Source organism: Aquitalea sp. USM4, from assembly GCF_004328945.1.
Classification (GTDB): domain Bacteria; phylum Pseudomonadota; class Gammaproteobacteria; order Burkholderiales; family Chromobacteriaceae; genus Aquitalea; species Aquitalea pelogenes.
Window position 1 is genome coordinate 1,588,976 of sequence record NZ_CP029539.1, and the last position, 22,757, is coordinate 1,611,732.

Annotated in this window: 24 protein-coding genes and 1 riboswitch; of the genes, 6 read left to right on the forward strand and 18 right to left on the reverse strand. The window is 61.0% G+C overall.

What is annotated here, in order from left to right; translation table 11 throughout:
• Positions 1 to 31: 31 nt before the first annotated feature.
• The 5 genes from hemL to DKK66_RS07535 form a co-directional block, all read right to left on the reverse strand.
• Positions 32 to 1,309: a glutamate-1-semialdehyde 2,1-aminomutase gene (gene hemL, locus DKK66_RS07515; RefSeq protein WP_131356755.1), complete on the reverse strand. Its 1,278-nt coding sequence runs from the start codon at positions 1,307 to 1,309 to the stop codon at positions 32 to 34.
• A 146-nt stretch (positions 1,310 to 1,455) separates the two neighbouring features.
• Positions 1,456 to 1,926 (reverse strand): CYTH domain-containing protein, encoded by a 471-nt coding sequence (locus DKK66_RS07520; protein WP_131356758.1) that lies wholly within the window; start codon positions 1,924 to 1,926, stop codon positions 1,456 to 1,458.
• A gap of 53 nt (positions 1,927 to 1,979) precedes the next feature.
• Positions 1,980 to 2,408 (reverse strand): CopD family protein, encoded by a 429-nt coding sequence (locus DKK66_RS07525; RefSeq protein ID WP_045845913.1) that lies wholly within the window; start codon positions 2,406 to 2,408, stop codon positions 1,980 to 1,982.
• Between the two features lie 41 nt (positions 2,409 to 2,449).
• The gene (locus DKK66_RS07530; RefSeq protein WP_045845914.1) at positions 2,450 to 3,268 is read right to left on the reverse strand and encodes a M48 family metallopeptidase; all 819 of its coding nucleotides are present in this window, start codon (positions 3,266 to 3,268) and stop codon (positions 2,450 to 2,452) included.
• Positions 3,269 to 3,319: 51 nt separating this feature from the next.
• The gene (locus DKK66_RS07535; RefSeq protein WP_045845915.1) at positions 3,320 to 3,484 is read right to left on the reverse strand and encodes a rubredoxin; all 165 of its coding nucleotides are present in this window, start codon (positions 3,482 to 3,484) and stop codon (positions 3,320 to 3,322) included.
• Between the two features lie 73 nt (positions 3,485 to 3,557).
• Here DKK66_RS07535 and DKK66_RS07540 point away from each other — a divergent pair, with 73 nt between their 5' ends.
• The 3 genes from DKK66_RS07540 to DKK66_RS07550 are packed head-to-tail and all read left to right on the forward strand — an operon-like array spanning position 3,558 to position 5,507.
• Positions 3,558 to 4,397 carry a hydroxymethylpyrimidine/phosphomethylpyrimidine kinase gene (locus tag DKK66_RS07540; RefSeq protein ID WP_045845999.1) on the forward strand — a complete coding sequence of 280 codons (840 nt, stop codon included), beginning with the start codon at positions 3,558 to 3,560 and terminating at the stop codon, positions 4,395 to 4,397.
• Positions 4,384 to 4,998, forward strand: a complete 615-nt coding sequence (gene thiE / locus DKK66_RS07545; protein ID WP_045845916.1) for a thiamine phosphate synthase — start codon at positions 4,384 to 4,386, stop codon at positions 4,996 to 4,998. Before DKK66_RS07540 ends, thiE begins: the two co-directional genes overlap by 14 nt.
• 56 nt (positions 4,999 to 5,054) lie before the next feature.
• Positions 5,055 to 5,507: a GNAT family N-acetyltransferase gene (locus DKK66_RS07550; RefSeq protein WP_045845917.1), complete on the forward strand. Its 453-nt coding sequence runs from the start codon at positions 5,055 to 5,057 to the stop codon at positions 5,505 to 5,507.
• Positions 5,508 to 5,556: 49 nt separating this feature from the next.
• On the opposite strand, the gene DKK66_RS07555 is transcribed toward DKK66_RS07550, so the two are convergent.
• The 8 genes from DKK66_RS07555 to waaC all read right to left on the reverse strand — a co-directional run bounded on the left by DKK66_RS07555 (position 5,557) and on the right by waaC (position 14,886).
• On the reverse strand, positions 5,557 to 6,963 hold the full coding sequence (locus DKK66_RS07555; RefSeq protein ID WP_131356761.1) for an efflux transporter outer membrane subunit: 1,407 nt from the start codon (positions 6,961 to 6,963) through the stop codon (positions 5,557 to 5,559).
• Positions 6,963 to 8,060 carry an ABC transporter permease gene (locus DKK66_RS07560; RefSeq protein ID WP_131356764.1) on the reverse strand — a complete coding sequence of 366 codons (1,098 nt, stop codon included), beginning with the start codon at positions 8,058 to 8,060 and terminating at the stop codon, positions 6,963 to 6,965. Before DKK66_RS07560 ends, DKK66_RS07555 begins: the two co-directional genes overlap by 1 nt.
• A 1-nt stretch (position 8,061) precedes the next feature.
• Positions 8,062 to 9,186, reverse strand: coding sequence for an ABC transporter permease (locus tag DKK66_RS07565; RefSeq protein WP_131356767.1), 1,125 nt, complete (start codon positions 9,184 to 9,186; stop codon positions 8,062 to 8,064).
• Positions 9,183 to 10,934 carry an ATP-binding cassette domain-containing protein gene (locus DKK66_RS07570; RefSeq protein WP_131356770.1) on the reverse strand — a complete coding sequence of 584 codons (1,752 nt, stop codon included), beginning with the start codon at positions 10,932 to 10,934 and terminating at the stop codon, positions 9,183 to 9,185. Before DKK66_RS07570 ends, DKK66_RS07565 begins: the two co-directional genes overlap by 4 nt.
• Positions 10,931 to 11,908: a secretion protein HlyD gene (hlyD, locus tag DKK66_RS07575; RefSeq protein ID WP_131356773.1), complete on the reverse strand. Its 978-nt coding sequence runs from the start codon at positions 11,906 to 11,908 to the stop codon at positions 10,931 to 10,933. Before hlyD ends, DKK66_RS07570 begins: the two co-directional genes overlap by 4 nt.
• Positions 11,908 to 12,549: a TetR/AcrR family transcriptional regulator gene (locus DKK66_RS07580; RefSeq protein ID WP_131356776.1), complete on the reverse strand. Its 642-nt coding sequence runs from the start codon at positions 12,547 to 12,549 to the stop codon at positions 11,908 to 11,910. Before DKK66_RS07580 ends, hlyD begins: the two co-directional genes overlap by 1 nt.
• A gap of 124 nt (positions 12,550 to 12,673) precedes the next feature.
• The gene (gene waaA, locus DKK66_RS07585) at positions 12,674 to 13,930 is read right to left on the reverse strand and encodes a lipid IV(A) 3-deoxy-D-manno-octulosonic acid transferase (RefSeq protein ID WP_131356779.1); all 1,257 of its coding nucleotides are present in this window, start codon (positions 13,928 to 13,930) and stop codon (positions 12,674 to 12,676) included.
• Positions 13,927 to 14,886: a lipopolysaccharide heptosyltransferase I gene (gene waaC, locus DKK66_RS07590; RefSeq protein ID WP_207389885.1), complete on the reverse strand. Its 960-nt coding sequence runs from the start codon at positions 14,884 to 14,886 to the stop codon at positions 13,927 to 13,929. Before waaC ends, waaA begins: the two co-directional genes overlap by 4 nt.
• Positions 14,887 to 15,395: 509 nt before the next feature.
• Between waaC and DKK66_RS07595 the strand changes: the two genes are divergently transcribed.
• Entirely contained in the window at positions 15,396 to 16,154 is a 759-nt protein-coding gene (locus DKK66_RS07595; protein ID WP_131356785.1) for a glycosyltransferase family 2 protein, read from the forward strand.
• A gap of 177 nt (positions 16,155 to 16,331) precedes the next feature.
• Complete coding sequence (locus DKK66_RS07600; RefSeq protein WP_165494122.1) at positions 16,332 to 16,829, forward strand: GNAT family N-acetyltransferase; 498 nt, start codon at positions 16,332 to 16,334, stop codon at positions 16,827 to 16,829.
• 29 nt (positions 16,830 to 16,858) lie between these two features.
• Here DKK66_RS07600 and DKK66_RS07605 read toward each other — a convergent pair whose 3' ends face one another.
• Positions 16,859 to 17,539 carry a hypothetical protein gene (locus DKK66_RS07605; protein WP_131356792.1) on the reverse strand — a complete coding sequence of 227 codons (681 nt, stop codon included), beginning with the start codon at positions 17,537 to 17,539 and terminating at the stop codon, positions 16,859 to 16,861.
• Between the two features lie 371 nt (positions 17,540 to 17,910).
• Between DKK66_RS07605 and DKK66_RS07610 the strand changes: the two genes are divergently transcribed.
• Complete coding sequence (locus tag DKK66_RS07610; RefSeq protein WP_052693845.1) at positions 17,911 to 19,125, forward strand: cation:proton antiporter; 1,215 nt, start codon at positions 17,911 to 17,913, stop codon at positions 19,123 to 19,125.
• A 30-nt stretch (positions 19,126 to 19,155) separates the two neighbouring features.
• On the opposite strand, the gene DKK66_RS07615 is transcribed toward DKK66_RS07610, so the two are convergent.
• From DKK66_RS07615 to DKK66_RS07630, 4 genes are all read right to left on the reverse strand, one after another.
• On the reverse strand, positions 19,156 to 20,475 hold the full coding sequence (locus tag DKK66_RS07615) for a hemolysin family protein (RefSeq protein WP_082086355.1): 1,320 nt from the start codon (positions 20,473 to 20,475) through the stop codon (positions 19,156 to 19,158).
• A 113-nt stretch (positions 20,476 to 20,588) separates the two neighbouring features.
• Positions 20,589 to 21,317 carry a uracil-DNA glycosylase gene (gene ung / locus DKK66_RS07620; protein ID WP_242673586.1) on the reverse strand — a complete coding sequence of 243 codons (729 nt, stop codon included), beginning with the start codon at positions 21,315 to 21,317 and terminating at the stop codon, positions 20,589 to 20,591.
• 141 nt (positions 21,318 to 21,458) lie between these two features.
• A complete protein-coding gene (locus DKK66_RS07625; protein WP_370302995.1) occupies positions 21,459 to 21,788 on the reverse strand; it encodes a rhodanese-like domain-containing protein in 330 nt (109 codons plus the stop codon).
• Entirely contained in the window at positions 21,785 to 22,444 is a 660-nt protein-coding gene (locus tag DKK66_RS07630; protein ID WP_131356798.1) for a protein-L-isoaspartate O-methyltransferase, read from the reverse strand. The genes DKK66_RS07625 and DKK66_RS07630 overlap by 4 nt, the downstream gene beginning before the upstream one ends.
• A 118-nt stretch (positions 22,445 to 22,562) precedes the next feature.
• Positions 22,563 to 22,710: riboswitch (TPP riboswitch) on the forward strand.
• Positions 22,711 to 22,757: the final 47 nt, after the last annotated feature.

Genomic DNA, 22,757 nt, shown 5'->3' on the forward strand with positions numbered 1-22,757 from the left:
AAGCAGCGGCCCTTTCACATGAGACCTGCGCTCAGATGCGCGCCAGTGCGCGACGGGCGGCGGCGATGGTCTGTTCGATGATTTCGTCGGTATGGGCGATGGAGACAAAACCGGCTTCGTAGGCCGACGGGGCCAGGTACACGCCTTCGTCCAGCATGGCGTGGAAGAAGCGGTTGAAGCGTTCGCGGTCCGAGGCGGTCACCTGGGCATAGCTGGTGGGTACAGCATCGCAGAAGTAGATGCCGAACATGCCGCCCACGCTGTCAGTCACCATGCTGACACCTGCCTCTTTGGCGGCCTCGGCCAGGCCTTGTGCCAGACGGGCGGTACGGCGGCTGAGGGTGGCATGGAAGCCCGGTTCCTGGATCAGCTTCAGCGTGGTGAGGCCTGCAGCCACGGCCACCGGGTTACCGGACAGGGTGCCGGCCTGATACACATTACCCAGCGGCGAGATGCAGCCCATGATGTCAGCACGGCCACCAAAGGCCGCCAGCGGCATGCCACCGCCAATCACCTTGCCCAGCGTGGTGAGGTCCGGCTTGACGCCATGCAGGGCCTGGGCGCAGCCCAGATCCACGCGGAAACCGGTCATCACTTCGTCGTAGATCAGCACCGTGCCGTGTTTTTCGGTGAGGGCGCGCAGGGCGTGCACGAATTCTGCCGACGGCTTGATCAGGTTCATGTTGCCGGCAATCGGCTCCAGAATGACGCAGGCGATCTGGTCGCCGATTTCCTTGAACGTCCGTTCCAGCTGCTCGACGTTGTTGTACTCCAGCACCAGGGTGTGCTTGGTGAAGTCGGCCGGAACACCACCGGAAGAAGGATTACCAAAAGTCAGCAGGCCGGAACCGGCCTTCACCAGCAGGCTGTCGGAGTGGCCGTGGTAGCAGCCTTCAAACTTGACGATGGCGTCACGGCCGGTAAAGCCACGTGCCAGACGGATAGCGCTCATGGTGGCTTCGGTACCGGAAGACACCAGACGTACTTGCTCCACCGAGGGCAGCAGCTTGCAGATTTCCTCGGCAATCTCGATTTCCGCTTCGGTGGGCGCGCCAAAGGACAGGCCATCCACCGCCACATCCTGCACCGCCTTGATCACGGTGGGGTGGGCATGGCCGACGATGGCCGGGCCCCAGGAGCCGATGTAGTCGATGTACTGTTTGTCGTCGGCATCCCAGAAGTGTGCGCCCAGCGCCTTTTTCACAAAGCGCGGCGTGCCGCCCACCGAGCCGAAGGCCCGTACCGGCGAATTGACGCCGCCGGGGATGGTTTTCTTGCCACGTTCAAACAGTTCGAGATTGCGGGACATGCTGTTTCCTTATGACGGGTAGGGCGCAAACCAGCCTGGTTTGCTGCCGGAATCGGGTTTGCCAGTGGTGCAGGGCATGTACCGTGCGGTATCCATGCTGGCGAAAGCGTTATTTTTCCACAGCCGGGCTGGCCAGTGTTGGCATTTCAGCGCTGCGGCCAGCTGTTGTAGGGGTTCTTGGACAGATAGGCATTGGTATAACGCCCGTCTTCGGTGACTTCCGCGCCCACCCAGTCCGGCTTGGCAAACGGGGTGTCTTCCGCTGGCAGTTCGATTTCCGCCAGCACCAGCCCGGCGTTGTCGCCAAAGAACTCGTCCACTTCCCAGACAAAACCGCCAAACTCGATACGGTGACGCAGCTTGTCCACCACCATCGGGCACATGGCGTCCATGATGGTCCGGGCATCGGCCAGCGGGATGGTGTACTCGAATTCGTGGCGGCTGATGTCGCTGATATTGCCCTTGAGGGTGAGCCAGGCCTGATCGCCCACGATACGCACCCGCACGGTGCGTTCCTTTTCTACCGACAGATAGCCCTGGCGGTATTGCACGCCTGCGGTCAGGCCGCGCCAGCCATCATTGGCAATGACAAAACGGCGTTCGATTTCCAGTCCCATGCTTGATTTCCAGTTGCGGGCGCATCGCCCGGCTCAGTGTGAGCCAAATAAATTCAGAAGGGTTTGACCACCACCAGGATGACCACCGCACACAGCGCCAGCACCGGAATTTCATTGAAATAGCGGTACCACACATGACTGTGGCGATTGGCCCCGGCAACAAAGTCGCGGTACAGCTTGCCGCAGTACAGGTGATAGGCAATCAGCAGCGCCACCAGGGTGAGCTTGGCATGCAGCCAGCCCCCGGCAATGCCAAAGCCCAGCCACAGCACCAGGCCCAGTGCCAGTGCCAGCACCGCCAGCGGGGTGGTGAAGCGGTAGAGCTTGCGCGCCATCAGCAGCAGGCGGTCGTATTCGGCACCCGGTGCGGCCATGGCCAGGTTGACGAAGATGCGTGGCAGGTAAAACAGCCCGGCAAACCACGAGGTGACAAAAATGATGTGAAAAGCTTTCAGATACAGGTAAGCCAATTCAGACTCCATTCAGGCGATTGCCGGAGGCTGTTTCACGTGAAACAGCGTGCTCAACCGCGTTTTGCTTGCAGATACAAAGGCATGACTTGCGGAATATGTGCCTGCAAGTCGCTGATGCGCGTGGGCCCGGACGGGTGGGTGGAGAGGAATTCCGGCCCGCTGCCGCCACCGGCGCTCATCATCTTGTTCCATACATTCACTGCGGCATTGGGGTTGTAACCGGCACGCGCCATCAGCTCCAGGCCAATGATGTCGGCTTCGGATTCCATGGTGCGGCTATGCGGCTTGCTCAGCGTGACATCCGTCACCATGCCGGCCAGGTTGAGCTGGCTCTGGCTGAGCCCGGCCAGCGAACCCACTACCGACAGGCCCATCTGCTGGGCATAGGCCTGACTCAGGGTTTCCCGGCTGTGTTCGCGCAGCGCATGGGCGATTTCATGGCCGATCACCGCTGCCATTTCGTCATCCGTCAGCTGCAAGCGTGTCACCAGGCCGGAATACACCATGATCTTGCCGCCGGCCATGGCGTAGGCGTTCAGCTCCGGCGTCTGCGCCACATTGACTTCCCACTTCCAGTTGGCGGCATCCGGACGGAATACCGGCGTCTGGGCAATCAGCCGCTGCGCCACCCGTTTTACCCGGGCAGTCAGTACTTTGTCGGTATTGAGTTTGCCCGCGCTGCGTGCCTGGCTGAGCTGCCCAGCGTAGGATTTGGCCGAGGACTGCTCCACCTCCTGCGCGCTCAGCCACATGCTCTGGCTGCGGTTGATGCCCACCACACCGCTATTGGTGGTGTTGACCTGAGCACAGCCCACCAGTGCCAGCAGTAGCGCCGCGTGGGAAAAGACTTTTCTGCAAACTTGATTCATGCCACATTCCTTGCCACGGCCTTGGGCCGTGAGTGCATGCGTGCCGCCAGCTCAGATTTCCACCATTTCGAAATCGTCCTTGCGGGCATCGCAATCGGGACAGGTCCAGTTGGGCGGGACATCTTCCCACGGCGTTCCCGGCGCGATGCCGTCTTCCGGCCGCCCGGCTTCTTCGTCGTAGATGAAACCGCAAATCAGACACATCCAGGTGCGCATACGTTTATTCCAAGCTCGGTTAAAATAGGCATTCTAATTGCTGCCGCACGATCTGACCAAAGAGGTTACCGCCTTGTCCACATTGCCCCCTCCACCAGCAGTACTCACCCTGGCTGGTTCCGACCCTTCTGGCGGCGCCGGTATCCAGGCCGACATTCTCACCCTGGCCAGCCTGGGTTGCCACCCCTTGTCCGTGATTACCGCCATTACCGTGCAGGACACGGTGGGCGTGGACGACTTCATGGTGCTGGATGCCGACATGGTGAACGACCAGGCGCGCTTCCTGCTGGAAGACATCCCGGTGCTGGTGTTCAAGATCGGCATGCTGGGCAGCGTGGAAAACGTGGCCGTGGTGGCACAGCTGATTGCCGACTATCCGGACGTGCCGGTGGTGCTGGACCCGGTGCTGCGCAGCGGTGGCGGCCACGAACTGGCCGATGACGACCTGATTGCCGCCATGCGCGACTTGCTGATTCCACAGGTATCCATCATCACGCCCAACAGCATGGAAGCCCGCCGGCTGGCGATGAACGACCCGGACGAGGACGAGGAACTGAGCCTGGACGAGTGTGCCAAACGGCTGCTGGCACTGGGCTGCCCGCATGTATTGATTACCGGCACGCACGAAAATACCAAAGAAGTCATAAACAGTCTGTACAGTCCCAATGGCGTGGTGCGTGCCGACCGCTGGGAGCGCTTGCCGGGCAGCTATCATGGCTCGGGCTGCACGCTGGCGTCGGCCATTGCCGGCATGCTGGCCACCGGGCTGATGCTGCCCGAAGCGGTGCGCGAAGCACAGGAATATACCTATCAAAGCCTGGTGGCGGGTTTCCGCCCCGGCATGGGCCAATACATCCCGGACCGGATGTTCTGGGCCCGCGAAGAAGAAGGAGCAGAGGGTGACAGTGATTAAGGGCTTGTATGCGGTATCGCCGGAGGCAGAAGACAGCGAGCAATTGCTGGCCAAGGTCAGCCGCGTGCTGGATAACGGCGTGGCCATCCTGCAATACCGCAACAAGAGCGACAACACCGTGCGCCGCCTGCGTCAGGCCAGCTTGCTGGCCAGCCTGTGCAAGAGCCGCCAGGTGCTGTTCCTGATCAACGACGATGTCACCCTGGCACGCGCTGTACAGGCCGATGGCGTGCACCTGGGCAAGACCGATGGCTCGGTGGCCGACGCCCGCGCCGTACTGGGCGCGGATGCCATCATCGGCGTGTCCTGCTACAACGACATCCGCCTGGCCGAGCAGGCCGCGCGCGACGGTGCCAGCTATGTGGCTTTTGGCGCGGTGTTTCCTTCCCGTACCAAACCGCATGCCGTGGCAGCACCGCTGTCGCTGTTTGCCGAAGCAAAAAAGCTGGGCCTGCCGTCGGTCGCCATTGGCGGCATCACCCCGGAAAATGCGGCTGAAGTGGTGGCAGCCGGTGCCAGTGCCATTGCAGTGATTGGCGGCCTGTTCGACGCCCCCGACCCCGCCGCCGCCGCCCGTCAGATGGCGGCCTTGTTCGACTGAAGCCGTTCCCTGCTGTCAGCCCCCTCAAACCGCAGTCCAAGCAGCCGTCAGGAGTGATGATGATTGATTTTGCTTTCGCACCGGCCTCCGCGGCCGATTTCGATGCCTTGCTGGCACTGCGTCTGCGGGCCTTGCGGGTAAGTCTGGAAGCACTGGGACGTTACGATCCGGTGCGGGCCCGCCAGCGCTTTGCCGATCATTTCCAGCCGGAATACTGCCGTCACATCGTGGTGAATGGCCAGCGTGTCGGCTGTGTTTCGCTCAAGCCAGTCGAAGATGGCCTGCTGATCGACCAGTTCTATCTGCAACCGGCCTGGCATGGGCGTGGGCTGGGCAGCCAGGTATTGCTGGCCTTGCTGGCCGAAGCCGACGAGCAGGGCCTGCCGGTGCAGGTGGAAGTGCTGAAAGGCAGCCGCGCCAATGGTTTTTACCAGCGGCAGGGCTTTGTGCTGCAAGCGGACGGACAGTACGACAATTATTACCAGCGTCCGGCCTGTGTGGCGGCCTGAATCATTTTTCCAGCATTAGCACCCACCTCCCGGCCACCAGCCGGGAGGCTTATCTGACATCCCCACCCAGGGTCTTGAACAGCGCCACCAGGTTTTCTGCCTGTGCCTGACGCGATGCCAGCCAGGCTTCGCGCTGCTGTGCCTCGGCCTGTTGTTGCGCCAATACCTCGGTTTGCGCCGCTTCCCCTACGTGATAGCGCTGGCGGGCAATCTCCAGCTGCCGCCCGGCAAGCTGCAGAGCACTTTGCAGCGCCTGCTGCCGCTGAGCCTCCTGCTGGTAGCGCAGCAAGGCGGTTTCGGTATCGGCCAGCGCCGTCAGCACTTTTTGCCGATACACCGCCAGCGCAGCATCCCGCGCCGCTTCACGCGCTGTCACCTGGTTTTTCAGCCGTCCGCCGGTAAACAGGGGCAGGCTCAGTTGCGGGCCGACATTCCAGAAGCGACTGGCGGCGGCCGTGAGACTGCCTTCGTGGATGGAATCCCAGCCGCCACTGCCTACCAGCACCAGCCGCGGGTATTGCTCGGCCACCGCCACGCCGATATCGGCCGTGGCAGCAGCCAGTTCTCGCTCGGCCTGACGGATATCCGCCCGCCGCCGCAACAAGTCAGCCGGCATGCCCACCGGTGCCTGCGTGAGCGTGGCAGGGATGGGCCGTTCCGCTGCCAGCGTGGCCAGCAACTGGGACTGGGACTGGTCCAGTAATACGCTGAGGGCGGCCACGGCGGCACCTTGTGCGGTTTGCAGGGCTGGCAGCGCCGCTTGCAGGCTGGCTACAGCCGTACTGGCCTGGTTCAGCTCGCTGTCGGAAATCTCGCCAGCCTGACGTTGCAGCGCAATCAAGCGCAGGCTTTCCCGCGCCGCTGCCAGCTGGTTTTCCAGATTGCGCTGGCGTGCCACCCAGCCACGGTAATCAATCACATTGCGTGCCACTTCCGCCGCCACCCGCAGCGCCACATCGGCCTGCTGTTCCTGCATGCTGTCCAGCCGTGCGCTGGCAGCTTCGCGGCTGCGCGTGGTATGGCCGAACAGGTCGATTTCCCAACTGGCATCCAGTTGCAGGCGCTGGTCGTTAAAGCCGGTGCGCGGATTGGCAAACGGGATGTTGGCAAAATTTTCGCTATTGCGGCTGAACTGGTCGCGCCCACTGCGCGCACCGGCATTCAGTTGCGGCCACAGCGCACTGTCCACCACACCCAGGCTGGCCCGTGCCTGGCGCACGCGGGCATCGGCCTGGGCCAGATCCGGGCTGGACTGCAAGGCCTGCTCCACCAGCTGGCTGAGCGCGGCGTCATCAAATACCGTCCACCAGCGCTGCAACTGCGGCTGGCTGCTGCCTGCCTGATGATGGTACTGCGCCGGCAAGGTGGTTTGCGGCGCGTGGTAATCCGGGCCGACAGCACAGGCAGTAAGTGCCAGCAGGGGGCAGAGCAAAGGGAAGAGGATACGGTGTGACATCAGTGACTCCTCTGCAGGAACATCCGGTAGGCCAGCAGCAGGGTGCCGGCCGCAATGGCCAGCAAGGGCCACAGGTGTGGCCAGGCCTCCGTCAGGCCATAGCCCTTCAGGAAGATGCCCTTGACGATGACGATGAAGTGGGTGAGCGGGTCCACCGCGCTGACCATGCGTAGCGGCAGCGGCATGTTTTCCACCGGGGCCATGTAGCCGGACAAGATCACCGCGGGCGACATGAAGGCAAACGAGCCAAGAAAAGCCTGCTGCTGATTGCTGCTGAGGGCGGAAATCAGCAGGCCGAAACCCACCAGCGACAGCCCGTAGCACAGCATGGAGACAATCAGCAGCCCCACCGTGCCGCTGAACGGCACCTGGTACACCCATACTGCGGCAGCGGCAATGATGCAGCCCTGCACCAGTGCCACCAGCATGCCGGGCAGCGCCTTGCCGGCCATGATGTAGGCAGGGGTCAGCGGCGACACCAGCAGCTGTTCGAAAGTACCTTCTTCACGCTCGCGTGCCAGCGACAGCGCAGTCACCATCAGGCAGCCGATGGTGGTGATGATGGCCACCAGACTGGGCAGCACGAACCAGCGGTATTCCAGATTGGGGTTGTACAGGTTCTGCACCAGCAGCCGCGCCGGTGCGGCTTGCCGGCTGCGCTCGGCGGCGTATTGCTGCACCACTTGCAGCGCGTAGCCATAGGCAATCTGTGCGCTGTTGCTGCGTCGGCCATCAATGATGGCCTGCGCCGTCACGCCCTGCCCGCTGGCAAGGCGGCGCGAGAAATCCTGCGGCAGGCTGATGGCCAGCAAGGCCTGCTGGCGGTCTATCACCTGCTGCATGTCTTGCTGGCTGTGCAGCATCAGCACTTGCGGAAAGGCCTGGGTAGCAGCCAGCCGCTGCACCAGCTCGATGGATGCGGCACCGCCATCCTGATTGAACACCGCCAGTGTGCTGTTTTTCACTTCCAGCGTGGCGGCAAACGGAAACAGCAGCAGTTGCAGCAGCACCGGGGCGATCAGCAGACGGCGGCTTTGCGGCGTGCGCAACAGCGCCTGCATTTCCTTGCGGATGAGGGTGAGCAGACGTTGCCACATCTCAGTTGCCATCCAGTCGGCGCGGTGTCTGCCAGGCGGTCAGTCCCAGCCAGAAGGCGGCGGACAGCAGCAGAAACAGCAGGTTGATCAGCAATACCGGCCAGATTTCGCCAGCCTGGAACAGTGTCTGCAAGGCGCTGACAAAATAACGTGCCGGAATCAGGTAAGTCACCGCCTGTACCGCCAGCGGCATGCTGCGGATTTCAAAAACAAAGCCGGACAGCATGATGGCCGGCAGGAAGGCCGCGGTCAGCGCAAACTGCGCGGCAATGAACTGGTTGCGCGTGGTGGTGGACAGCAACAGGCCCAAGCCCAGTGCACTGCCCAGAAACAGGCTGGTAACCACAAACAGCACCCACAGCGAACCGCGCAGCGGCACGCCCATCACCAGCGTGGCCACCAGCACGCACATGCTCATGGCGGCCATGCCCAGCAGGTAGTAGGGGATGATCTTGGACAGCAGCAGCTCGGCCCGTGTGACAGGCGTGGACAGCAGCGCCTCCATGGTGCCGCGTTCCCACTCGCGCGCCACCACCAGCGAGGTGAGCAGCGCACCGATGATGGTCATGATGACCGAGATGGAACCGGGCACCAGATAGTTACGGCTGACGGTAGTAGGGTTGAACCAGTAACGCGGCTGTACGGTCAGCGTGGCCGCTGGCGGCTGGCCGCTCTGGCGCTGGTTCAGCCACAGCTGGAATACCCCTTGCACATAGCTGGCAACAAAATTGGCGGTATTGGGCTCGGCCCCGTCGGTCAGCAACTGGATGGCGGCAGCGCCCTGACCCTGTCTGACCCTGGCGGAGAAATCGCTGCGCACAATCACCACCCCGCGCACCTCGCCCAGCTGCAATTGCTGACGCATGGCGGACTCGGAGGTGGACAGGCTGGCGGCGATATAGGGCGAGGCTTGCAGTGTTTGCACCAGACGGCTGGCTTCTGCGCCGCCATCCTGCTGCACGATGCCCAGACGCACCCGGTTGGCATCCAGATTGATGCCGTAGCCGTAGATGAACAGCAGCAGCACCGGCAGCACAAAGGCAATCAGGATGCTGCTGGGGTCGCGCACGATCTGGTAACTTTCCTTGCGGCACAGCGCAGCAAGGCGGCGCAGGCTGATACTCATGTGGCCTCCCGCAAGCGGTCGTCACGCTCCACCAGCGCGATGAAGGCGTCTTCCATGCCGGGGTCGGGCAAATCAGCGCTGATCACCATGGCCTTGAGTTCATCCGGCGTGCCACTGGCGATCATGCGGCCGCGATACACCAGGCCGATGCGGTCGCAATATTCGGCTTCGTCCATGAAGTGGGTGGTCACCATCACCGTGACGCCCTTGTCCACCAGGCTGTTGATATGGCTCCAGAATTCGCGGCGGCTGACCGGGTCTACCCCCGACGTCGGTTCGTCCAGAAACAGCAAGGGCGGCTGATGCATCAGCGCGCAGGCCAGCGCCAGCCGCTGCTTGAAACCCAGCGGCAGTTCCCCGGCATTCATGGCCAGAAACGGCTGCAAGGCAAATACCCGCACCATGTCGGCCACTGCCGCACGCTGGCGCGCACCGGACAGGCCGTAGATGCCGGAGAAAAACTCCAGGTTCTGCGCCACGCTGAGATTGCTGTACAGGGCAAATTTCTGCGCCATGTAACCGATTTGCTGCCGCGCCTGGCTGGCGGATTTTTTCAGGTCCAGCCCCATCACCCGCGCAGCACCGCTGCTCACCGGCAACAGGCCGCACATCATCTTGAAGGTGGTGGATTTGCCTGCGCCATTGGGGCCGAGCAGGCCGAAGATTTCGCCACGGCGGATGCGGAAATCCACATGGTCGGTGGCGACAAAATCACCAAAGCGGCGGGTGAGCTGTTCCGCCACGATGACAGCGTCGGCATCCACCCCGTCCGGCAATCGCGCTGGCGGCATGTGTTCGGCCAGCGGTGAATCGCCACCCGGCCCGCCACCCAGCAAATCGATGAAGGCATCTTCCAGCCGTGGTTTGACTGGCTGCAGGCTGGCATCCGGCCCGGCATCCAGACTGGCAAGATCCGGCAGCTCGCCTGCCTTGCGTAACACCAGCCGCACCGCGTGGCCTTGCAGCGCACCGTCTATCACCTGCGGGCAACGCAGTGCGCGGCGCAATACCTGACGACGGTTGCCGGCAATGCCCTGCAACAGCAGGCTGCGGCCCTGCATGCTGTCCATCAGCGCCTGCGGACTGCCGCTGTATTGCAGGCGGCCTTCGTGCATCAGCAGTACTTCGCCGCACAGCTCGGCCTCGTCCAGATACGAGGTACTCCACAGCACCGCCATGCCGCCATCGGCCAGACTGCTGACCATGCGCCACAGCTCGCGGCGCGAGATGGGGTCCACCCCGACACAGGGTTCGTCCAGCAACAGGATGCGCGGCGAACCCAGCAGGGTGCAGGCCAGGCCCAGTTTCTGTTTCATGCCGCCGGACAATTTGCCGGCCAGCCTGTCGGTAAAACGCGCCAGATCGGTAAACGCCAGCAGGCGCTGAAAACTTTCCTCCCGCACCGCGCCGGTCACCCCGCGCAAATCGGCATACAGGGTGAGGTTTTCCAGCACGGTAAGGTCTTCGTACAGGCCGAACTTTTGCGGCATATAGCCCAGTTGTGTACGCAGTGCGTCACCCGCCGTCACCGGGTCCAGCCCTTCTACCTGCAAGCTGCCGCTGTCAGGCTTGAGCAGGCCGGCCATCAGCCGCAGCAGGGTAGTCTTGCCGGCACCATCCGGCCCCACCAGCCCGGTGATGATGCCGCGGCGGATGTCGGCATCCAGCGCATGCAGGGCCGGGCGGCCGGCAAAGGCATGGCCCAGCGCACGCAGGCGGATGGCGATATCGCTGTCTGCCGTATTCATGGCCGGGCCAACTTCACCGTCACCGGCATGCCCTGACGCAAGGCGGCATCCGGCTGGGAGATGATGACGCGCAGGCGGTAAACCTGGGCGGTACGCAGGTCGGCGGTTTCCACATTCTTGGGGGTGAATTCCGCCGTGGGCGAGACAAAACCCACCACGGCGGCATAGGGCTGGCTGCGGCCATCGCGATAAACCCACACCTTGCGTCCCGGCTGGGTCTGGCCCAGCTGGGTTTCGCCTACATAGGCCCGCACCCACACCGGCCGGGTAAGCGACAGGGTCAAGGTGCTGGCACCGGCTGCCAGCATGCTGCCCGGTTCCAGCACGCGGGTGAGGATGATGCCGTCCGACGGTGCCTTCAGCACGGTATCGGCCAGTTGCAGCCGGGCACTGGCCAGCTGGGCCTCGGCCCGTTTCACATTGGCGTCCACTTCGGCCACTTCCTGCGGCCGGTAGCCCTTGCTCAGTGCCTGGTATTGCTGTTGCGCGACCTGATACTGCGCTTGTGCCTGCTCGCGGGCGGAGCGGGCGGCATCCAGCGCCTTCACAGCAGCAGCGCCGCTGCCGGCCAGTTCCTGTTGCCGCAGCCAAGCGGCGTTGGCATCAGTCAGCACGGCTTGCCGGGCATCCAGCGTGGCACGGGCCTGCGCCACATCTTCTGCCCGATAACCCTGGTGCATCAGCGATTGCCGGGCCTTGAGTGCAGAGAGTGCCGCTTCGGCATCGGCCACGGCATTATGTTGCGGGGCATCGTCCAGCCGGGCCAGTATCTGCCCAGCCTTCACCCTTGCACCTTCGTCCACCAGCACTTGCTGCAGGCGGCCCCCCACGCGGAAGGACAAATTCACCTCGCGGATATCCACATTGCCGGACAGCACCAGCTCAGCACCATCCTTGCCCTGCTGCCAGTGCCAGATGCCTGCGGCCAGCAGCCCCAACACCAGCAGTCCCGCCACCATGCGTTTCTTGCTCATTACGCCAGCTCCCTGGCACTGAGGCCTTTCAGAGCCCAGTGCAATCTTTGCTGCAAATGTTCCGGTTCCAGCGCATAGCTGGCCAAACCCTGCTCCAGCAGCGTGGGCAGGATGTGCTTGCCGCTGCTCAGCTGTTGCAACAACACCGGAAAACCCAGTGCCGACATCAGATACATCAGCTGGTGCAAGGGCGGTGCCTGACACAGCTGACCGGCCTTTTGCGCCTCGCTCAGGCATTGCAATAACAACTGTGGATGACGCGGCGCCAGATTGCGGATGAATTCCACCGCGGCCACCTCGCCCGCGCCGGCATCCAGCAGCAACTGGCTGATCACCCCGCCCTCGGCTTTGGCAAAAGCCACCAGCTGCAGCAGCATGGCCGACAGGCGGCTCAAGGGTTCGCCCTGCTGCTGCAGGCTGTCCTGCAATTGCCGGTACAAGGGCGCGTACCACAGCTCCAGCAGGGTGCTGACATAGTGCTGGCGGTTGCCAAAGTGATAGACAAAACCACCGGGATTGACCCCGGCCTGCTGGCAGATGCCCCGTACGGTCAATTGGCGCAGGCCATGCTGACGCAAGTGCTGCAAGCCATGTTGCAGCAGCAGGCTACGGGTGGGATGAGAAGCTGTTTCGCTGTTCATGCTGCCAATTTATACATGTGTATAAAAATGGCAAAGCAATATTCGGTAATGATTGATGCAGGACAGGAAATGGCTGGCCCGCCGTGGCGGGCAGGCAACAGCGGCCCATGGCCGGGCCGCGGTATCAGGCAGGCAGATGTGCCTGCAGTAACTGGACTATGCGCTGGCTGGCACCACGGTGCGCCGCGGTAAACGCCAGCGCAGCGCTGTGCATCTGCTGACGACGGGCATCGTCCTGCAACAAGCCCAGCACCTGCTGCACCAGGGCCGCAGCGTCTGCCACTTGCCAGGCAGCGCCAGCCTCCAGCGCCAATTCACTGGCCTGGGCAAAGTTGAACATGGACGGGCCAAACAAGACCGGCAGGCCGAGGCTGGCGGGCTCGATCAGGTTCTGCCCACCCAATGGCAGCAGACTGCCACCGACAAAAGCCACATCGGCACAGCCATAGTAGGCAAACAGCTCGCCCATGCTGTCGCCCAGCCACACGCGGGTAGCGGCAGCAATCTTGCTGTTGTCACTGCGCCGTTGCACGGCAAAGCCCATGTCCTGTGCCAGCGCGGCCACGCTGTCGAAGCGTTCCGGGTGACGCGGCACCAGCAGCAGCAGGGTATTGCCCACCTCGGCCTGTTGCCAGGCCTGCAGGATCAGTTGTTCCTCGCCATCGCGCGTACTGGCGCAAATGAATACCGGACGGTTGCCTGTACGCTGGCGAAACTGCGCTGCCAGTTCGGCCATGGCGGCTGGCGGAGTGAAATCATACTTGGTATTGCCACAGACTTGCGGGGAAACAGCGCCCAATTGCTGCAAACGTTCGGCATCCTGCAGGCTTTGCGCAGCAATGGCCGTCAAATCACGCAAGGCCGGGCCAATCAGCCCCTGAATGCGGCGATAGCCGCGCAGCGATTTTTCCGACAACCGCGCATTGGCCAGGAAAACCGGCACACCTTGCTGGCGCGCCGCATGTAGCAGATTGGGCCACAGCTCGGTTTCCATCAGCACGCCAAAGCGTGGCTGCCACACGGCCAGAAAATCCCGCACCGCACCGGGATAGTCGTAGGGCAGATAACGCACTTCGGCATCAGGGTAGAGCTGGCAGGCGGTATCGCGCCCGGTGGGAGTCATCTGGGTAAGCAGCAGCGGCGCATCCGGCCAGTGCTGGCGAATGGCCTGGATCAGCGGCAGGGCGGCACGGGTTTCGCCCACCGATACCGCGTGAATCCAGATGGCCCCGGTCGTCCGCGGCTGAGTCGCCTCGCCGAAACGTTCGTCCCAGTGCTGCAGATAGGCCGGTGCCTTGCGTGCGCGTTTTTTCAGATAACGGCGAATCAGCGGCGTGGCAGCCCACCACAGCATGGAATACAAGCCGCGCCGCCAGTTCATTGCATGTCCTTGCGCGCCAGCAATGCCTGATACACCGCTTCCACCGTCGGACACTGGCCGATATTGCCCAGATTGGTCGCCCAGGCGGTTTCCACCACGCCGGTCTTGCTTGGGTCGGTATCGGTATAAATGGCCACCAGCGGCACATTCAGCGCATTGGCCAGATGACACAGGCCGGTATCCACGCCGATGACAGCGCGGGCATGGCCGAGCAAGCCACAGGCTTCAATCAGGTTCATGCGTGGTGCCACCACGGCCTGCGGCATGGCCGCGGCCAGGCGCTGTGCCCTTTGCTGTTCGGCAGCATTGCCCCAGGGAATGATCAGTTGCAGGCCATGTTGTGCTGCAAGTTTTTCACCCAGCGCAATCCAGTGTTGTTCCGGCCATTCCTTGGATGCACGGCTGGTGGCATGCAGCAGCACCGCGTATTCGCCTTGCGGCAACCAGTCTGGACGGGCTGCCGCCGGTACGCCAAAACGCGGGCTGCCTTCCGGCTGGTAGCCAAACACCTTGGCCAGCAGCAAACGGCAGCGTTCCACCGCAGACAAGGACCAGTCCACCCGGTGGGTCTTGTCGTACAACAGGCAGGCCAAGGGTTCGCGAATGCTGTGACGGTCGTAACCGGCCAGCGGGCCACGGCTGAGCTTGGCTGGAATGGCACTTTTCAACAGGCCCTGGCAATCCACCACCAGATCCCACGGTGTGGCTTGCAGCTGTTGATAAACCGCCTTCATTTCCGCCCGGGTTTCCGCCGCAAACAGGCGCTTGCGCCAGCGACGCCATGCCATGGGAATAACCTGCTCCACCGCCGGGTGCAAACGCGGGATGTCGGCAAAGTTTTCTTCGGCCAGCCAGCTGATACGAAGGTTGGGGTAGTGCGTTTTCAGCTCGGTAATGGCAGGCCAGGTGTGGATAAGGTCGCCCATCGACGAGGTACGCACGATCAGTACGTTCATCATGGCGCGCATTGTAACCGAAGCTTGCGCCAAACCGTTGTGATTAAGCTGGCTGAATCCACAGGCAAGTATTGTGGATAAACGCCTGTGAATAAAAATGTGCTGATTTATCCACAATCTGCCACCGTGTGGCCAGCCTGATTAATCCCAGTGCCATCAACAAGGCAAACTACTGACAGAACATGGGTTTTTCCGGGTTATCAACAGAAACGCTCTCCTCTCATTAGTCTCTTCATAATAAAATTCGGTTTAAGATAAATAAGGGAAGCAGCACAAAAATGCCTGCTCACAGGGTGGCATGGGCATGCGGCTGACAGCATGTGGATAAACCGGGTTTTCAGACTGGACGACAAGTTATCCACAAACCGTCATGGACAGCACAATGCGCTGTTCAACACCTTTTGCAGTAGCCTAAATCATTGAACAGACTGGTAAAAACAAGGTTATCCACAACAAATGACCTTCTTCTACCAGTTTCTTCCATATACATATGGGAATAACAAGAAAAGATGCGAGAGCCGCTCAGCGTTGTACTCATCACCAAAAATGCAGCTGCACAACTGGAAAAAACACTGGCCAGCGTGCAATGGGCAGACGAAATCGTGGTGGTGGATTCAGGCAGTACAGATGAAACCGTGGCGATAGCTTCTGCCTATAAGGCAAAAGTTATCCACCAGGACTGGCTGGGATTTGGTCCGCAGAAGCAATTTGCCGTACAGGCTGCGAGCCATGACTGGGTATTGTGTCTGGATGCAGACGAATGGCCATCAGCAGAATTGACCAATCAAATCAAACAGATACTGAACAATCCACAGGCAGTTGCCTACCGATTTGCCCGCAGCAACCGTTTCATGGGTCGTTTTCTGAAGCATGGAGAAGGTTATCCGGACTGGAGCTTGCGGCTGTTTGACCGACGTCAGGCACGCTGGTCGGATGATGTGGTGCATGAGTACGTGCAGTGCGATGGCGCTGTGGAAAAACTGTCCGGCGACCTGATGCACGAATCCGGCGAGGACATTGCGCTTTACCTTACCAAGCAGAATCGCTACACCAGTTTGCAAGCCGAAATGCTGTATAAGCGCGGGAAAAAGGCGGGATGGAGCAAGCTGGTGTTCAGCCCGCTGTTGCGCTTTACCAAGTTTTACCTGGTACGCCGTGGTTTTCTGGATGGTTTGCCCGGACTTGTCCACATCAGCATTGGTTGCTTCAACAGCTATATCAAATACGCCAAGCTCAATGAGCTGCACCGGCTGGGCAAAAAATACTGAATCACCGCCTGTCAGGTGCAGTTACATGACCATGCCGGGGCATGAACACGGTTTTAAGCCGTTCTGAGCGTTCAGACCAGTAACGAGCTGCTGACAGCGCAGGAAGGCGGCAAACGGCCTTTCTGCGCTGTTGAAGCAGGAAACTGCATGGCACAGGGCATCGATGAGGGGAAAAACATGCAAATTCGTGCGGCCCAGCCTGCCGATCAGGCTGCATTACTGCAATTGATCATGAGCCATGGCCCGAATGACTGGAACTACCTGCCGCAACAGGGGGTGGAGCAGACACTGTCCGGCCTGGCCAGCGGAACCGTACAAGGCTTGCTGGCAGAACAGCAGGGCCAGTTGCTGGCGGTGATGCTGTTTGACCGTTCTGATACCTACCCGGCACATCGTCCGGCTGACATCGCAGCCAGTGAGGCCGCTTTTCTGATTGAAGCGGTGGTAAGCCGTGATGCGGCCGGTCAGGGCCTGGGCAGCCGTTTGTTGCTGATGGTATGCGAGGTATTGAAACTGCAAGGCTGTCGCTGGCTGTGTGTGGACAGGCATCAGCAAAATGCCGGCTCGGCCGGCATGATGCAGAAGGCGGGTTTACAGGAATTGCAGAGTTTTGCCGACCCGGAACGACGCTGGAGTGGCTCGCGCATGAGTACGGTGTGTGGCAGGCGCTTGTAGCCCCGCCTGCGCCATATTACGAGCCGTGCTCAGTACAACTTGCAGTTGATGCCGAGTACCGCTTGCCAGCCTGCGCTGTGGCTGGCCTGTTGATCTGCCATCCAGCGCGAACCTGCTCCCACATCCAGCGACCAGCGCGGGTTGAACGGGTGGTTCAGCATCAGCAGCAGATTGCTTTGTTCCAGATGCCAGCCACCACCAATGGCCTGGTGCCCCAGGCTTTGTGCCCGTTGTGTGTTGGCCAGGCTGGCCCAGCCCAGCAGGCTGATGCGCTGGTTGCGCCAGTTGCCCAGGGTGAGATCCAGATTCATCAGCAGCATCTTGCCCGGACTGCTATTACCCAGCCTGTCGGCATAGCCGATGGACAGCGAGCCATCCTGCGGCAGATCCACACCATAACGCAGCACACCCATCCAGTGGCTGGAATTGGCGCCCAGCTCCCACTGGCTTTCATTGGCGACTGCCAGCGTCATCCAGCCGCCCGGCGCGGGCAGGCCCAGCCCGGCTTCACCTTGTTGCACGAACAGGCTGCCATAGGCGGTATCGTGGCGTAGCGACAGCGAGGGTTGCAGCTTGCTGCCAGTGCCGGCATCCGTCTGGTACAGGTTGCCGTCCAGGCTCAGCGTCATGCTGTGTACGGGTTCGTCGGCAAATACCGACGGGCAGCAAAGCAGGGCGGGCAACAACATCAACACGGCAGGGCAACGCATGCAGGCTCCGGGGCTGGAAAGATGGGGATTGAAGGGGATTGCAAGTGCTCAGAGCATACGCTCCCGCCCGGATGCTGCAAACCGCAGCGCATGCAATGACAGGGGCAGAATGGGGCTGGACAAGGCAGGATGACATGTCCGCATGACTGCATGCTGCTTGTTTTGTTACCAGAGCCTTTCCATGCTGGAAAATCCGCTACAAGTGGATGAATTCACAAGAATAAGCGCGGACTGGCAGGCAAACTGCCAACATGAAATTTTATGCAAAATAAGTTAATTTTAATATTTTGCTGAAATTTTGATATTAAGTGGAACTACATCGATATTCCGGCAATCTGTCATGCATTGAAACTGGAATGGAGGGCTGAGCCATGCTTCATCATTCACCCCTGATTGCCACCATTGTCGGCAGTCTGGTATTTGCCTTCATGCTGGGCACGCTGGCCTTCCGCCTGCGTTTGCCGCCGCTGATCGGCTATCTGTGTGCCGGCATCGTGGCCGGTCCGTTCACCCCTGGTTTTACTGCAGACAGCCAGATCGCACCACAATTGGCGGAGATGGGCGTTATTTTGCTGATGTTCGGTGTGGGTTTGCATTTTTCGGTCCGAGACTTGCTGGCGGTAAAAACCATTGCGCTGCCCGGTGCCATTGGGCAGATCCTGCTGGCCACCGTACTGGGGCTGGGCATGTCCCAGCTGCTGGGCTGGCCTGTGGGGGAAGGCGTGGTGTTTGGCCTGGCGCTGTCCACCGCCAGCACGGTGGTATTGCTCAAGGCCTTGCAGGAAAAGAATCTGGAACAGACTGACGATGGCAAGATCGCCATTGGCTGGCTGGTGGTGGAAGACCTGGTGATGGTGCTGACGCTGGTGTTGCTGCCCATCTTTGCCGGCGTGCTGGGTGGCAAGGGCGCGGATACGGTGATCAGTGGTAGTGCGGTGCTGTGGACCATCCTGCTGACGCTGGGCAAGGTGGCGGCCTTTGTCGCGCTGATGCTGGTGTTTGGCCGACGTTTTTTGCCGTGGATGCTGGAGCGCATTGTCTACACCGGCAGCCGCGAACTGTTTCGCCTCGCCGTGTTGTCCACCGCACTGGGTGTGGCCTACGGCGCATCCTTGCTGTTTGATGTGTCGTTTGCGCTGGGCGCATTCTTTGCCGGCATGGTGCTGGCCGAATCGCCACTGAGCCACCGTGCGGCCGAAGAATCACTGCCGCTGCGCGACGCTTTCTCCGTGCTGTTTTTTGTCTCGGTCGGCATGCTGCTCAACCCGTCGGTGTTGCTGCATAACTTCTGGGAAGTGCTGGGAACGCTGCTGATCATCGTGGTGGGCAAATCGCTGGGCGCTTACGGCATCGTGCGCCTGTTTGGCCGTAGCCCGGCCACAGCGCTTACCATTGCCGCCAGCCTGGCGCAGATTGGCGAGTTTTCTTTCATTCTGGCCGGGCTGGGTATTGCGCTGGGTCTGATGAACGAACACAGCCATTCGCTGATTCTGGCCGGAGCCATTCTGTCCATTCTGCTCAATCCGCTGTTGTTCTTGTGGACCGAGCGCTACCGCAAGCGTCTGGAACCGCAGCCCGGTCAATAAAAAACCGCCCTCGGGCGGTTTTTCACTTTCTTAGTTGTCGTTCTGCTCCAGGCGGCTGGAGGGCAGCCGGCTGACGAGGATTTTGTCCACCCGGGTCTTGTCCATGTCCATCACTTCAAAACTGAAGCCTTGCCAGTCAAAGCGGTCCGCCGCTGATGGCACCCGGCCCAGCTGGAACATCATCACGCCGCCCAGCGTGTGGATATTGCCGGTGTCTTCTCCCGGCAGTGACTGATCAACCTCAAAATACTGGCGGAAGCTGTCCAGCGTCACCATGCCGTCCACCAGATAGCTGCCATCCTCGCGCCGCACGATCTCGTCGTCTTCGCCATCGGCATGGATGGAAGGCAAATCGCCCACCACTGTTTCCAGCACATCATTCATGGTGACCAGGCCTTCCAGTTCGCCGTATTCGTCCACCACCAGTGCCAGATGGGTGTGGGCCAGACGGAACTGTTCCATCAGCTGCATCAGCGTTACTGTGGCCGGAACGTAGAGCGGTATTTGCAGGTCGGCAATGAAATCCACGCTTTGCCCGGCCAGTACCCGGTCCAGCATGCGTTTGGTGTCCAGAATGCCCAGTACATGTTCCATGCCGCCCTTGCACACCGGGAAATGGCTGTAAGCGTGCGATATCAGCAACTGGCGGTTGTCGTGTTGCTGGTCTTCGATATCAATGGAAACGATGTCCTTGCGCGGGGTCATCACCGCGGCAACCTTGCGATCGTCCAGCCGGAAGATGTTTTCCACCAGTTCCTGCTCGGCACGGTCGAATATGCCTTCGTCCGCGCCCTGTTCCATCAGCACCCGGATTTCTTCTTCGGTAATGGAAGGTTCATTGCTCTTGCGCGCGCCGATCAGTCGCAGCAGGGTGTCGGTCAGCCGTGACAGCAGGCGCACCAGCGGGGCGGCCAGGCGCGAGAGCAGCAGCATGGGCGGGGCCAGGGTGCTGGCGATGCCTTCCGGGTTCAGCATGGCCAGCCGCTTGGGTACCAGTTCGCCAAACACCAGCGACAAGGCGGTGATGGCGGCCACCATCAGTGCCACGGACAGCGGCTTGTTATAGGCATGCAGCTGCGGCAGGTTCATCTCCAGCCAGTCCTGCAAATGTTCGGACAGCGCCGCTTCACCGTACACGCCGGAGAAAATGCTGATGCTGGTGATGCCGATCTGCACCGTTGACAGGAAACGGGTGGGTTCCTCTGCCAGACGCAGTGCCGAGCGCGCCCCGCGACGCCCTTCTTCTGCCCATTGCTGCAGGCGGATCTTGCGCGAAGAAACAATCGCAATTTCAGACATGGCAAAGGCGCCATTCAGCACAATCAGTACAAACAGAAAGAAAATATCCACGATGGGCGGCGGGGAGAAAGATGACCCTTGCTAGCTTAGGGCAATGCTGACTGGCTGAAAAGCCGGGTTTTGCGCTGCAAGGTTGTGCTGGGCAACCCTGCAGCCATTCCGTATCAGAACAGGCTGTTCTGGCTGCTGGCGGGCATCCAGCGGATGGTGTCGCGGCCATGGGCGGCCAGCCAGGCATTGACCTGCGAGAAATGCTGACAGCCGTGAAAGCCGCGGCTGGCGGATAGCGGAGAGGGATGTGCTGCAGTCAGTACCAGGTGGCGGCCGGTATCAATCCGCTCGGCCTTGGTCTGTGCCCAGTTGCCCCATAGCAAGAATACACAGCCGGGGTTTTGCTGGTTGACCGCATCAATCAGCGCGTCGGTGATGGCCTGCCAGCCCAGCTTGCCGTGGCTGCCTGCCTTGTCCATTTCCACGGTCAGCACGCTGTTGAGCAACAGCACGCCTTGTTCGGCCCAGTGGGTCAGGTCGCCACTGGCCGGCATGCCGCCGCCCAGGTCTGCCACCAGTTCCTTGTAAATATTGCGCAGGCTGGGCGGAATACGTACGCCGGGCGGAACCGAAAAGGACAGGCCCATCGCTTCTCCTGCTCCGTGGTAAGGGTCCTGCCCCAGAATCACCACCTTGATGTCAGCCGGTGCCATGGTGCGCAGGCTGTTGAAAATGAGCGGCTGCGGCGGAAACAGCGTTTTGCCCTGACTGGCTTGCAGTTGCAGTTGCTGGTCGATCTGGCGCAGGCGGGCAAAGATGTCCGGCGTATTGAGGACGGCTTCCCAGGCCGGGTGTACCGGGGCCAGGGCCGGAGCAAGATAGGGGAGGGATTGCTGACTCAAAACGGATTCCATTTTGTCGGTTGATTGCCGGTTTGGATGTGGCAAACGGCGGCCGGTTCCAAAACAAAAGCCATTCCCGCTGGCAGGAATGGCTTGCTTGTGCTGCGATCTGTTGCTGCTGTCTGTACCGGACTGTCCGGCTCAGTAATGCGCCATGCCCGGGTCTACATCATTGGCCCAGGCTTCCACGCCGCCTTGCAGGCTCAGCACCTGTTCGAAACCGGCATTGGCCAGATACAGGCCAACCTGGAAGCTGCGTACGCCATGATGGCAGACGGTGACAATCGGCTGGTCATCCGGCAGTTCGCTCATGCGCAGCGGAATCAGGTTCATCGGGATGTGCAGCGAACCGGCAATGCTGGCCAGCTGCACTTCCCAGTCCTCGCGCACATCCAGCAACAACGGCTGTGCTGCTGTGCTGTCGGCGCGCCAGGCGGCCAGGTCGCGGGCGGAGATTTCGCGAATCATCAGAATACGAAACGTTCAGGCTCGATGGCTTCAGCCTTGGCCAGACGGGAAATACAGGTTTCGAACAGATTGGTTTCGCTGAAGGCGCTCTCGCTGACGCGCTTGATCAGCTTGCAGCTCATGGCCGGCAGGTCACCCACCACCACAATCATGCGGCCACCAACGGCCAGCTGGGCTTTCAGGGTTTCCGGCACCACCGGCAGCGAACCACCCACCACGATCACGTCGAACGGGGCTTGTTCCTTCAGGCCATCCAGGCCGTTGCCTTCCACCAGGGTGACATTGCCGATGCCGGCTTTTTTCAGGTTGGCGGCAGCCGCTTCGCGGGTGGCGGCATTAATCTCGACGCTATATACGTGGCGGCCCAGCTTGGCCAAGAGGGCGGTCAGGTAACCGGCGCCGGTGCCGACTTCCAGAATCTTGTCTTGCGGCTGTACGGCGACATCCTGTGCCAGACGTGCTTCCAGCTTCGGTTGCAGCATCTTGCCGCCATTGGGCAGCGGCAGTTCGGTGTCGACAAAGGCCAGCTGGCGCTTGTCGGCAGCGACGAAATCTTCGCGTTTCACGTGAAACAGCAGGTCCAGAATCTTGGGGTCAAGTACGTCCCACGGACGAATCTGCTGCTCGACCATGTTGAAACGGGCATTTTCAAAATCCATCAGCTTACTCCGAAGGGCTGGCTGCCAGCAGCAGTCAATCGGTATCCCGATAAACCGGCCGCCCGGACAGCGTGTCATGACGATAACTTGCGATTATCCCACATTTACCTTACCTTCACAGCATCGCTAGGGGTCCTGTGCGCTGTGTTGTGGTGTCCATATCCAGTCTGATTGTGGAATGTTGCCGCTTCATGTTGCACGGGTGAGAAATACCCTTGGAACCTGACCCGGTTAATCCCGGCGTAGGGAAGCGTCATCTGCTTGGTTCTCACCCCTTCCTTGCAGCCGGTCTTGCCGGATTTCGCTCCTTGCG

Coding starts and splice junctions, on each gene's coding strand:
- hemL (WP_131356755.1), bottom strand. CDS start 1,309: ATGTCCCGCAATCTCGAACTGTTTGAACGTGGCAAGAAAACCATCCCC.
- DKK66_RS07520 (WP_131356758.1), bottom strand. CDS start 1,926: ATGGGACTGGAAATCGAACGCCGTTTTGTCATTGCCAATGATGGCTGG.
- DKK66_RS07525 (WP_045845913.1), bottom strand. CDS start 2,408: ATGGAGTCTGAATTGGCTTACCTGTATCTGAAAGCTTTTCACATCATT.
- DKK66_RS07530 (WP_045845914.1), bottom strand. CDS start 3,268: ATGAATCAAGTTTGCAGAAAAGTCTTTTCCCACGCGGCGCTACTGCTG.
- DKK66_RS07535 (WP_045845915.1), bottom strand. CDS start 3,484: ATGCGCACCTGGATGTGTCTGATTTGCGGTTTCATCTACGACGAAGAA.
- DKK66_RS07550 (WP_045845917.1), top strand. CDS start 5,055: ATGATGATTGATTTTGCTTTCGCACCGGCCTCCGCGGCCGATTTCGAT.
- DKK66_RS07555 (WP_131356761.1), bottom strand. CDS start 6,963: ATGTCACACCGTATCCTCTTCCCTTTGCTCTGCCCCCTGCTGGCACTT.
- DKK66_RS07560 (WP_131356764.1), bottom strand. CDS start 8,060: ATGTGGCAACGTCTGCTCACCCTCATCCGCAAGGAAATGCAGGCGCTG.
- DKK66_RS07565 (WP_131356767.1), bottom strand. CDS start 9,186: ATGAGTATCAGCCTGCGCCGCCTTGCTGCGCTGTGCCGCAAGGAAAGT.
- DKK66_RS07570 (WP_131356770.1), bottom strand. CDS start 10,934: ATGAATACGGCAGACAGCGATATCGCCATCCGCCTGCGTGCGCTGGGC.
- hlyD (WP_131356773.1), bottom strand. CDS start 11,908: ATGAGCAAGAAACGCATGGTGGCGGGACTGCTGGTGTTGGGGCTGCTG.
- DKK66_RS07580 (WP_131356776.1), bottom strand. CDS start 12,549: ATGAACAGCGAAACAGCTTCTCATCCCACCCGTAGCCTGCTGCTGCAA.
- waaA (WP_131356779.1), bottom strand. CDS start 13,930: ATGAACTGGCGGCGCGGCTTGTATTCCATGCTGTGGTGGGCTGCCACG.
- waaC (WP_207389885.1), bottom strand. CDS start 14,886: ATGAACGTACTGATCGTGCGTACCTCGTCGATGGGCGACCTTATCCAC.
- DKK66_RS07595 (WP_131356785.1), top strand. CDS start 15,396: ATGCGAGAGCCGCTCAGCGTTGTACTCATCACCAAAAATGCAGCTGCA.
- DKK66_RS07600 (WP_165494122.1), top strand. CDS start 16,332: ATGCAAATTCGTGCGGCCCAGCCTGCCGATCAGGCTGCATTACTGCAA.
- DKK66_RS07605 (WP_131356792.1), bottom strand. CDS start 17,539: ATGCGTTGCCCTGCCGTGTTGATGTTGTTGCCCGCCCTGCTTTGCTGC.
- DKK66_RS07610 (WP_052693845.1), top strand. CDS start 17,911: ATGCTTCATCATTCACCCCTGATTGCCACCATTGTCGGCAGTCTGGTA.
- DKK66_RS07630 (WP_131356798.1), bottom strand. CDS start 22,444: ATGGATTTTGAAAATGCCCGTTTCAACATGGTCGAGCAGCAGATTCGT.